This window comes from Gordonia hirsuta DSM 44140 = NBRC 16056 (assembly GCF_000333015.1).
Classification (GTDB): Bacteria; Actinomycetota; Actinomycetes; order Mycobacteriales; family Mycobacteriaceae; genus Gordonia; species Gordonia hirsuta.
Window position 1 is genome coordinate 99,557 of record NZ_BANT01000022.1, and the last position, 10,409, is coordinate 109,965.

General features: G+C 66.8%; 9 protein-coding genes and 1 tRNA gene. 3 read left to right on the forward strand and 7 right to left on the reverse strand.

Annotated features, from left to right (window positions below; translation table 11 throughout):
* The first annotated feature begins 101 nt into the window (after positions 1-101).
* On the forward strand, positions 102-548 hold the full coding sequence (locus GOHSU_RS09110) for a hemerythrin domain-containing protein (RefSeq protein WP_005940148.1): 447 nt from the start codon (positions 102-104) through the stop codon (positions 546-548).
* A 26-nt stretch (positions 549-574) separates the two neighbouring features.
* Here GOHSU_RS09110 and GOHSU_RS09115 read toward each other — a convergent pair whose 3' ends face one another.
* From GOHSU_RS09115 to GOHSU_RS09145, 7 genes are all read right to left on the reverse strand, one after another.
* Positions 575-2,011: a wax ester/triacylglycerol synthase domain-containing protein gene (locus GOHSU_RS09115; RefSeq protein ID WP_005940151.1), complete on the reverse strand. Its 1,437-nt coding sequence runs from the start codon at positions 2,009-2,011 to the stop codon at positions 575-577.
* Positions 2,001-3,509: an HAD-IB family hydrolase gene (locus GOHSU_RS09120; protein ID WP_005940153.1), complete on the reverse strand. Its 1,509-nt coding sequence runs from the start codon at positions 3,507-3,509 to the stop codon at positions 2,001-2,003. The genes GOHSU_RS09115 and GOHSU_RS09120 overlap by 11 nt, the downstream gene beginning before the upstream one ends.
* The gene (locus GOHSU_RS09125) at positions 3,506-5,785 is read right to left on the reverse strand and encodes a glycerol-3-phosphate 1-O-acyltransferase (protein WP_005940156.1); all 2,280 of its coding nucleotides are present in this window, start codon (positions 5,783-5,785) and stop codon (positions 3,506-3,508) included. Before GOHSU_RS09125 ends, GOHSU_RS09120 begins: the two co-directional genes overlap by 4 nt.
* Before the next feature lie 246 nt (positions 5,786-6,031).
* On the reverse strand, positions 6,032-7,171 hold the full coding sequence (locus GOHSU_RS09130; protein ID WP_005940159.1) for an acyl-CoA dehydrogenase family protein: 1,140 nt from the start codon (positions 7,169-7,171) through the stop codon (positions 6,032-6,034).
* A gap of 98 nt (positions 7,172-7,269) precedes the next feature.
* Positions 7,270-8,493 carry a L,D-transpeptidase gene (locus GOHSU_RS09135; RefSeq protein ID WP_005940162.1) on the reverse strand — a complete coding sequence of 408 codons (1,224 nt, stop codon included), beginning with the start codon at positions 8,491-8,493 and terminating at the stop codon, positions 7,270-7,272.
* A 241-nt stretch (positions 8,494-8,734) separates the two neighbouring features.
* Positions 8,735-8,807: transfer RNA gene (locus tag GOHSU_RS09140), tRNA-Lys, on the reverse strand.
* 92 nt (positions 8,808-8,899) lie between these two features.
* Positions 8,900-9,124, reverse strand: a complete 225-nt coding sequence (locus GOHSU_RS09145; RefSeq protein ID WP_005940165.1) for a DUF3618 domain-containing protein — start codon at positions 9,122-9,124, stop codon at positions 8,900-8,902.
* A 113-nt stretch (positions 9,125-9,237) separates the two neighbouring features.
* Here GOHSU_RS09145 and bcp point away from each other — a divergent pair, with 113 nt between their 5' ends.
* A complete protein-coding gene (gene bcp / locus GOHSU_RS09150; RefSeq protein ID WP_005940167.1) occupies positions 9,238-9,711 on the forward strand; it encodes a thioredoxin-dependent thiol peroxidase in 474 nt (157 codons plus the stop codon).
* A 20-nt stretch (positions 9,712-9,731) separates the two neighbouring features.
* Positions 9,732-10,382: a TetR/AcrR family transcriptional regulator gene (locus GOHSU_RS09155; protein ID WP_005940169.1), complete on the forward strand. Its 651-nt coding sequence runs from the start codon at positions 9,732-9,734 to the stop codon at positions 10,380-10,382.
* Positions 10,383-10,409: the final 27 nt, after the last annotated feature.

A 10,409-nucleotide genomic window follows, 5' to 3' on the forward strand; every position in this document is an offset into this window, starting at 1 on the left:
TAGCGTGGAAGGTACCCCGAACAGGAGAGTCTTCGGCTCTTCCGAACGGCGGGGACCCCAAGGACGGAGACCTCATGTGCCAGTACTGCGGATGCCGAGACATGCCGCTATTGCGTGATTACACGGCCGAGCACGAGCGGGTGATCAATCTCGGCGCCGACGCGATCCGGGCCCTCGATGCGGGTGACACCACCGCCGCCCAGCGCTTCACCGGCCGGCTGGCCACGCAGCTGCGCAGCCACTGGCGCGGTGAAGAAGACGGGATTTTCGCGGCGTTGCTGAACAACGACGACATCTTCGCCGCACATATCGAACCGTTGATCGCCGAGCACCGCTCCCTCGATCAGTTCCTGACCGTGGTGGACCTGACCCGTTCCGATCACCGGGATCGGCTGCGCGCCGAAGTCGACGGTCTACAGGAGCACATCGCCAAGGAAGAGGATTCGCTGTTCCCCGCCTCGCTGTCGGCCCTCGGCGGGCACGAATGGGATGCCGCGATCTCCGCCTGGCAGCGCGCCCACCCGGGTGAACAGCTGCTGGAGAGCTGACCGTCGATCGTCCGATTCAGGTCAGGTCAGGTCAGCTGGATCATCCGCGGCAGTGAATCGTCCTCGGCCAGGTCGATCACTTCGTCGAAGCCTTCGATCAGGCACTCGGCGAACAGCTCCGGATGCGTGACGGCGGCGGCGTCGAAGTTCACGCCCAGACAGGCCACCGAGTTGTGGGTGATCATCGTGGCCATGATCGCGCAACCCGGCAGCGGTCCGAAGGGGAACATCCGCTCCACCTTGGCTCCGGCCACGTAGGTCTCCCAGGGGATCCCCGGCACATTGGAGGCCTGCAGATCGTTCATCGCCGTAGCCCCACTGAACTGCGCGAGCACCTGCCCGGGCAGCCAGGCCAGCACCGGGCCTGCGGTGTTGAACACGTCGACGGCCGGTTCGGCGCGCGCAGCCCGGACCTGTTCCCGGATGGTGAGCACCCGCTCGAAGGGGTCGTCGATACCGATCGGACCGGCCAGCCGGCCCACCGCGATCCGGTTGCCGCTGGCGCGGTCGTCATCGCTGCGCACCGAGATCGGGATCGCGACCGGAATCGCCTCGACCATCACATCCAAACGCTGGTGGTAGCGCCGCAGGCCACCGATCAAGCCGCCCAGATACACGTCGTTGATCGATGCGCGGGTGGCGGTGGCGGCCGCCTTGAGCGATTCGAAGGGCACCTCGAAGGCGGCGAAGCGCCAGGACACACTGCGACCGGCCAGCAGCGGCGACCCCGGCGGGCTGATCAGGCCGGCCACGCGCGGGACGGAACGGCCGTAACGCAGGACCTTGGCCAGTGCCTTCTTCGGTGAGGTCAGGGCCAGCGCACCGTCGAGGGCCATCCCGGCCAGAGCCGGCACTCGGCGCACCTCCTCACCGAGCTGGCGTCTGAGCACGTCCAGGGAACTGGGCTCGATCGCTTCCGGGACGGGCGGCTGCGGTTTGCCCGGGATGGGATCGCGGCTGGTCGAATGCAGCTGGGCCAGCCCGATGATCGCCCCGAGCCCGTCGGTCAGGGCGTGGTGCGCCTTGACGAAATAGGCCGCCTTGCCGTCCGGCAGCCCCTCGATCAGGTAGCCCTCCCAGGGCGGGCGCGCCGGATCCAGCGGGGTCATCGCCAACTGTTCGCAGGTCCGCAGCAACTCGGTGAACGAGTTGTCGCCGCCGAGCCGGATCCGTCGCAGGTGATAGTGCAGGTCGAAGTCGGGGTCCACCGCCCACGACGGGGTCCCGGTCTGCAGCGGTGATTCGATCACCCGCTGCCGGAAACGGGGCGCCATCCGGGTTCCCCAGTCGTGGGCGGCCACCAGCCGATCCCAGTCCGGGGGACAGTCATAGAGTTCGAGCATCCCGATGGTCGAACGCAGGCGACGGTCGGCGTCGCCGCGCCACATCACCGCATCGACCGGACTCATGTACGGATCGGCGGCCCAGTCCAGCGGTTTATCCTCGCGGCGCTCACTGGTCATCGGCACTCTCCTGCCACTCGAAAACGGTCCGGGTTCTGGTCATCCGACCGTCGTCGAACGCCGTCACCGGCCAGTCGGTGAGCGCGGTCAGAAACATCTGCCGCACCTCTTCAGCGTGGTCGGCGACGGTCTCCGGTGTCCACGACGAGGTGTCCACCGGCGGCAGCACGCGCACCTCCACGGTCCCCGGTTTGATCAACTGCGCACCCCGCCACATCACCTCGCCGGCGTTGCGCAGCACCACCGGGACCACCGGCACGCCGGCCTGCATGGCGATGTGGAACGGCCCCTTCTTGAACGGCCCGATCCGCGGCGTCGCCGAACGCGTCCCCTCGGGGGACACCACCAGCGAAACCCTGTCGTCACGGATCCTCTCGATCACCGGAGCCAGCTGCTCGATGGCCTTGCCCGAGTTGGCGCGATCGATGAAGACCACTCCCCCCGCGTCGAGGATCTGGCCGAAGACCGGCAGATTCTGGACCTCCTTCTTCACCACCCCGGTCGCGTCTGTTCGCACCAGGTGGATCATTACCGGCAGATCCAGCTTCGATTGGTGGTTGAAGACGAAAACGCACGGGCGCGCCGAGGTCAGATACTCCTGCCCCGACAGCACGTCCACATCGACCCCGGCCAGCGCGAAACCCAGATCCAGGCCACCGCTGACCGACTCCTGCATCGCCTCCACCCGGTCTCCGCCGAGCAGTCCGCGCGCGACTCCCACGGCGGCCCCGCCCAGAAAACTGCCGTAGAAGGCGCTGGTTCGCAGCAGCATGCCCACCTTGTTGTAGTGCGGGTTGCGCAGGTCCAGGATCGGCCAGCCGCGCTGCTCGGCGACCCCGCGCAGTCCGCGCTGCGGCGACACCGCCGCCGGGTGCCCGACCGCCTCAAGGAACGGAACGTCCTCGTTGCCGTCGCAGTAGGCGAACGATTCGGCCAGGTCCAGATCCCATTCACGGGCCAGTCGACGCACCGCGGCGGCCTTGCCCGGCCCCCACAGCGGTCTGCCCAGGATGTTGCCGGTGACGATGCCGTCGACCACCTCCACATCGGTGGCCAGCGCGCGGTCGGCACCGATCTCCCGGGCGATCGGCTCGATCTGGAAGCGGGTCGCCGACGAGGCGATGACGATGCGGTGACCGCGCTCGCGATGAGCCCGGATGACCTGCCACATCTGCGGCCGCAGTTTGGCGGCGGTCTCGTTCTTGAACAGTTCGCTGCCCATCTGCAGCAACTCGTCGTAGGTCTTCCCGGCGAAAGCCGGTTTCGTCGCCTCCAAGACCTCCGCGTAATCCTGTTCGGAGGTACAGCCGCGCAATCCGATCAGCAGCGCATCGCGGACCTCCGCGGCGGTGAAATCCAGGCTGCGGACCCGGGCCTTGAGGATGTCGACGGCCGAGAAGCCTTCGATCAAGGTCCCGTCGTAGTCGAAGAAGGCGCAGATCCGGTCCCCCGTCGGCGCCGAACGGATCTGTTTGAGACGGTTCGCCAGAGCGCTCACCGGACCTCCTGCTTCTCGTCGTGGCTGGCCTGTTCGGCTTCGATATCGGCGATGCGGGCCAGGCGCTCGCGGATCTCCTCGACCTCGGCGAGCCACCCGGCGCGGGCCTGCTGCTGTTCCGGAGCCTCGTCGTCACCGACCGCCCCGCGGTTCTCCGCGAGACGATAGGCGGCGTCGTACAGGTCTTTGGACACCGAGTCCTTACTGGTGATCATCCCCTGCAGGGCCAACTGCCGGCCCAGCCCCAGGCAGTCGGTGAGCACGGTCTGCTTCTCCATCCGCTCCCCACGCAGCGACACCAGATAGGTGGCGACCACCAATTGGGCATCGAAGAAGGTCTGCAGGGTGCGCCGGGCGAAGAGTTTGCCGGCATTGGCGAACAGTGCCTCGTACACCCAGTCCTGCGTCGGATTGACCGTGCGCCAGGCCGGGGCGAGCAGATCCAGTTCCGCGCCCAGCCGGTGTAGATACTCGTCCTTCGGCGGGAAGAAGAACTCGAACTTGAGCAGATCGCGGATCCGCATCGCCTCGGCCTGGGCCGCCGCCAGCATCGCATCGGGGTCGACCGCGGCTCCGGGGACATACGGCCCTTCCGGACCGACCGTACCGTCGGCCACCGCAAGCATCGCCAACTCGACGATCGCCCGATCCACGAAGTGGTGCAGAGCCCCGTTTCGGTAGTAGGCGGCGACCGGATGGTTGTCCGGTGCGATGGACCAGACCTGCTCGGGCCCCCCGTCAAAGGTGGTCAGCACGCCGGCTTCGGTCAGCTCACCCAGCGTCGTCAGCAGACCCAGTCCGCGGCACAGCGCCGGGTCCGGACCGGGCAGGCCACGGTCGTCGATGTAGATCAGCAGCGGAGCCAGGATCGCCTCCACCTCGGCAGCGGTGTAGGCCCGATCGGCGGCGCCCAGCAGAGCGAAGCCGGCCAGGGAGGTCGCCGAGATCGGGGTCGCCGCGTTGATCTCGTCCATCACCCGGAACGAGACCTTCTCCAGCCGGGCCCGGCCCTCACCGGCCTCGGCCAGCGCCTGACGCAGCGAGAACGGCTCACCGAACCGGACCCGCGCCTCCCCGCGATGTACGCGCTGGCCGCGGGCGTACTTGAGCAGCCATTTGAGATCTTCGGGCCGCTTGGCGCCGCCGGCCGACTCCTGGGCCATCGCGGCGATCTCCGGCAGCTGGTCGTAGACGATCGACGTCGGGACGATGGTGGCGTCGGCGCCGTCGAGCGACTCCACTGCTTCGGCGACATAGGCCAGCAGACCCAGCATGGGTGGGCGCAGCTTGCCGGTACGACTGCGGCCGCCTTCGATGTACCACTCCAGGTTGAACCTTTTGGCCACGATGAACGCCAGATACGAGCGCATCGCCAGCTTGTAGACCGGATCGGAGCCGAACTGCCGCCGGATGAAGATGGTGCCGGCACGCTGCGCGATCGGACCCATCGGCCAGAACGCCAGGTTGTTGCCGCCCAGCACCAGATTGGGCGGGAAGTCGTGCTGATGCAGCACCCCCGACAGCACCAGTGAATCCACATAGGAGCGATGCGAGGGTAGGAAGACCAGCGAGGTCTTCTCATTCTGGGCCCGCAGCCGGCCCAGGGTGTCCAGATCGACCGACACGGTCCAGGCACGCTCGTACAGGCGGCTGAACGTCGAATCGAAGACATCGCGCACCAGCCGGCTCTGGGTGGCCACGAAGCTGCTCATCTTGTCGGTCGCCTCCCGGGCCACCGCGGCGGTCGGCCTGCCCAGTTCGGCGGCGAGTTCGGCGCAGGCCTGCTGGAAGCGCGCCGACGAACTGATCTGCTCGGCGACCAGGCGTGGCACCTTGTAGCGGTCCCCCACCAGTTCCAGTTCGGCGCGCTCGGCGGAGAGTTCGGCGCGCATCCCCACGAAGGCGGCGAACGATTCACCCTCGGCCTGCTGCTGCTCGTACGGTCCACGCAGCTCGCCGATCGTGGCCGGAGCGCCCTCGACCACGTGTACCCGGTCGGGATGGCGCTTACGGATCGACGCCTGCCGGAACGCCGGCGGCTTCCGTGGATTGGACAGCAGGACCGCATCGACCAACGCCGAACGTCGTCGGCCATCACGCACCGGAGGCAGCCACACAACCCTGGCCGGCACCAGCACCGTGTCCTCCGGCAGACGCTCGACGTCGACCTCCGCCAGCGGCTCCACGGTCGCACCGGGATGATGCGTGGCCGCCCACGAGTCGATCGCCTGCCGTTCGGTGTCGGTCCGCACATCCGCCAGAACGATCGTGCTCACAGTGCAGCCTCCGATTCCTTGGTCCATGTCTCCCCCGACGGCTCCATTGTGACTCACAACATGACAGCGCGTGGCCGGTGGGATCGATCATGCCGCAACCGGCCCCACGGTGCGGCACAGATCGACCGCCGGGATGCACAACGGGCCGGTCCCCTTTCGAGGGTCGGCCCGTCGTCGGACCGCAATCGGCTTGCGCCCCAACCGCTCCGGCGTCTACGCACCAGTGCGGTCACTGCGCACGACAGATCACAGCGAGCGGCTGATGATCTCCTTCATGATCTCGTTGGTACCGCCGTAGATGCGCTGGACCCGGCTGTCGGCCCACATGCGTGCGATCGGGTACTCGTTCATGTATCCGTAACCGCCGAACAGCTGCAGGCACTCGTCGGCCACCTTCTGCGCGGTGTCGGTGGTCCAGGCCTTCGCCATCGCCACGGTCGGGATGTCCAGCTCGCCGCGCAGGTGCTTGTCGATGCAGTCGTCCAGGAAGACCCGGCCGATGTGCGCATCGGTGGCCACCTCGGCCAGCTTGAACTTGGTGTTCTGGAAGCCGAAGATCGGCCGGCCGAAGGCGGTGCGATCCTTGGTGTACTCCAGCGTCTTCTCCAGGGCGACCTCCATACCAGCCACCGCGCCGACGGCGATGATCAGGCGCTCCTGCGGCAGCTGCTGCATCAGCTGCACAAAGCCCAGGCCCTCGGAGTCGCCGAGCAGGTTCGACTGCGGGACCCGCACACCGCTGAAGTTCAGTTCTGCGGTGTCCTGGCCCTTCATGCCGACCTTGTCCAGGATCCGGCCGCGGGAGAAGCCCTCGCGATCGGTCTCCACCAGGATCAGCGAGATGCCCTTGGCACCCTCACCGGTGTCGGTTTTGGCGACCACGATCACCAGGTCTGCCTGGCCACCGTTGGTGATGAAGGTCTTGTTGCCGTCGATCACGTAGTCGTCGCCGTCCTTGACGGCTTTGGTCTTGACGTTCTGCAGGTCACTGCCGGTGCCCGGTTCGGTCATCGCGATGGCGCCGACCACCTCGCCGGTCGCCATCTTCGGCAGCCAGTGCTTCTTCTGCTCCTCCGAGCCGTAGGCCAGGAGGTAGTGGGCGACGATGCCGTTGTGCAGGCTCACACCCCACGAGGCGTCGGCCAGCCGGGCCTGCTCTTCGATCAGCACGGCCTCGTGCGCGAACGTCCCGCCGCCGCCGCCGTACTCCTCCGGGATCGACATGCAGAGCAGACCGACTTCGCCGGCCTTGTTCCACAGGTCTCGATCGACGTGGTGCTGCTCGGCGAAGCGCTCGATGTTCGGCTCGATCTCCTTCTCACAGAAAGCCCGCGTCATATCGCGCAGGGCAGTCAGTTCTTCGGTCTCCCACGAGGGCTTGGCCATGGATCGTTCACCTTATTTCGGATGGATGTGGTTCGGTCCGCACGATCCTAACCATTGACCGTTGGCAACGTTCGACCACCCCGGGGGTGTGTGGACGCTCAGCCCTGGGTGCCGGCGTTGCCCTTCGACCAGACCGACCACGGGATGTTCCAGTCACCGAGTCCATCGGTGCCCGACAGGGTCTCCCCGCCGGTGTTCTTGACGCTGACCGGGTCCCCGCGCAGGGTGTTGCGCACCAGCCACTGCGCGTCCTCGGGACTCAGGTTCAGGCAGCCGTGGCTGGTGTTGCTGTTGCCCTGCGCCCACATCGACCAGGGTGCCCCGTGCAGGTAGATACCGCTGTAGGACATCTGCACCGCCCAGTCGACCGGTGTGCGGTATCCCTCGGCCGAGCCGACCGCCACACCGTAGGTCGACGAATCCATGATGATGTGGTCGACGCGGTCGCCGATCATGTAGATGCCGTTGGGCGTGGTGTGCCCCGGCTTGCCCATGGATGTCGGCATGGTCCGGATCACCTGACCGTCCCGCTTGATCACGACGGTCTTGGTGTTGTCGTCGACGGACAGTTCCATCGCTCGGCCCACGGTGAAGTTCGAGGACACGTTCTTCTCACCGAACAGGCCGTTGCCCAGGTCGATGCCGTAGGTGTTCACCTGGATGTCGACCTTGGTGCCGGGCTTCCAGTAGTGCTCCGGACGCCACCGGACCTCGGAGTTGCTGATCCAGTAGAACTTGCCCTGCACCGCCGGGGTGCTGGTGATCTTGATCGCATCCTGGGCGGCCTGGCGATCGGGGATGGCCTCGTCGAACCGCACACCCACCGTCTGCGCGATGCCGACCGTCTCGCCCTTGCCCGGGATGATGTAGGCACTGGTGAGGTTGTCCGGCGCCTGGGTGGTGAACGACTGCGTCGCCGCCGTCTGTCCGCCGACGCCGATCGCCTCGGCCTGTACCGTGTACCGGCGGTTGTAGCCGAACGGCTCGGAGCTGGTCCACGTGCCACCGTCGGCGCTGAACCGGCCCTTGACCGGGGTTCCGTCGATCTTGTCGATCCGCACACCGGTCAGGGCGCCTTCGGTGGCGTTGACCACGATCGGCAGACCCGGCTGCACGCCGACCGCGTCCTTGGTCAGCGCTTTTCCGTTGTTATCGGTGATGGTGATCGCCGGCTTGATCATGTCGGCGAACTCGCCCGAGGCGTGCACCTGATCGCTGTACCCACCGCTGCAGGCGGTGAGAGTGACGGCCGCGACGGCCAGGACACCGGCCGCCGTCGACTTGCTGATCGTGCGACGGCCGCGCAGACGTGGGAAACCCATGATGCTCCAAACTGAATCAAACGCCGGCCGTAACACCCCGCGTGCTCACCTGGCCGGCACTCTTGCCGAACCCGAGCTCAACGACCAATCTGGCGTCAAGAATACCAAGCGGACCACGGTTCCGCCAGATACGAGACTGTGGTGAATGACATCTCTGTCATTCGCATATCCGCAGGTCAACGCGGAATGCCAGAGACGCGAATCGCCCTCCACTGTGGTGCGGTGAAGGGCGATCATCCGGTGCGCCATCAGGGACTCGAACCCCGAACCCGCTGATTAAGAGTCAGCTGCTCTACCACTTGAGCTAATGGCGCTTGGCCTTGCGAGAACAAACATTAACAGGCGACTGTGCCGGTTGCGAAATCGGCTGGTCAGCACCGACTTTCGGGTCTCGCAAGGGGTCGTGTCAGCGCTTGACGACGGCGCGGACCACCAGGACCACCGTCAGTCCGGCGACACCGATGAGCGTGTACTTGACCTGCGGCTTCTGCACGAAGGCGATCGCCTTGCCTTTCGCATCCTCGGCGATGCGCTGCGGGTTCGCCCGCTCGGCGAGCTGATCCAGGGTGGTCGCGAGTTCCTCGCGCGCCTGGGCGATCTCCTGCTCGATCCGTTGGGTATCGTCTGCCACGCGGTCCTCCGTCGTCTGTGGTTCGGGCGATTGTGCGCACGGCGGCGCACCTGCTCTAGGAGCGTACCGAGTCACCGGCCCGGCCGACAGCCCGCCCGGCTAGGGTTGAGCCCATGACTGCGCCAGTGCGACTCGAAGTCGGCGACATCGCTCCCCTGTTCACACTGCCCGATTCCACGGGCAAACCCGTCGCGCTGAGCGAGTACGCCGGACAGCGCGTCCTGGTCTACTTCTATCCGGCGGCGATGACCCCGGGATGCACCAAGGAAGCCTGTGACTTCCGGGACAATCTGGCGGAGCTGAACGAGGCCGGCGTCGCGGTGATCGGGATCTCCCCGGACAAGCCGGAGAAGCTGGCCAAGTTCGTCGAACGCGATCAGCTCAACTTCCCGCTCCTGTCGGATCCGGAGAAGAAGGTCCTGACCGCCTACGGCGCCTACGGCGAGAAGAAGCTGTACGGCAAGGTGGTCACCGGGGTGATCCGATCGACCTTCCTGATCGACGCGGACGGCCGCATCGCGGCGGCCATGTACAACGTGCGGGCCACCGGACACGTGGCCAAGATCCGGCGCGACCTGTCTCTCTGACCGCCCCGCCCCGCTCCCCCATGACTTCCGGCACCTCCGGTGCGCCCGGCTCCCCGGCGCCCCTGCTCCCCCGCAAGCGGCCGTCCCAGGAACGCAGTCGCCGCACCTTCAACGACATCCTCGCCGCAGCCCGGCAGGTTCTGATCGACGACGGCTTCGACTCGCTGACCTGCGAGCAGGTGGCCGCTCGCGCCGATGTTCCGATCGGCACCCTCTATCAGTACTTCGCGAACAAGTATGTGATCGTCTGCGAACTCGATCGCGTCGACACCGCGAGCGTGCGCGATGAGCTGGCCGCATTCGCCACCGAGATCCCCTCGCTGGAGTGGCCTGCGCTGCTGGAGAAGTTCCTCGACCACCTGGCGTCGCTGTGGCGCACCGATCCCTCGCGCCGCGCGGTCTGGCTCGCGGTGCAGTCGACGCCGGCCACCCGCCTGACCGCATCGCTCAACGAGCAGATCCTGGCCGAGCAGGTGGCCCGGCTGCTAGCCCCGCTCACCCCCCGCCAGTCCCAGCGGCGGGAGATGATGTCGCAGGTGCTGGTCCACACCGCCTACTCCCTGCTGAGCTTCTCGGTGCAGGACGGTCACGACCACGAGCAGACCGTGCACGAACTCAAGCGCATGCTCGGGGGCTATCTGCTCCTGGAGGAGAACACCGACCGGGTCTGACACCGGCCGGTGTTCTCCGCTGGATCT

Excerpts from the sequence above, each read along its gene's own strand:
- GOHSU_RS09110 (WP_005940148.1), top strand. The coding sequence starts at position 102 with ATGCCGCTATTGCGTGATTACACGGCCGAGCACGAGCGGGTGATCAAT.
- GOHSU_RS09115 (WP_005940151.1), bottom strand. The coding sequence starts at position 2,011 with ATGACCAGTGAGCGCCGCGAGGATAAACCGCTGGACTGGGCCGCCGAT.
- GOHSU_RS09130 (WP_005940159.1), bottom strand. The coding sequence starts at position 7,171 with ATGGCCAAGCCCTCGTGGGAGACCGAAGAACTGACTGCCCTGCGCGAT.
- GOHSU_RS09135 (WP_005940162.1), bottom strand. The coding sequence starts at position 8,493 with ATGGGTTTCCCACGTCTGCGCGGCCGTCGCACGATCAGCAAGTCGACG.
- bcp (WP_005940167.1), top strand. The coding sequence starts at position 9,238 with ATGACTGCGCCAGTGCGACTCGAAGTCGGCGACATCGCTCCCCTGTTC.
- GOHSU_RS09155 (WP_005940169.1), top strand. The coding sequence starts at position 9,732 with ATGACTTCCGGCACCTCCGGTGCGCCCGGCTCCCCGGCGCCCCTGCTC.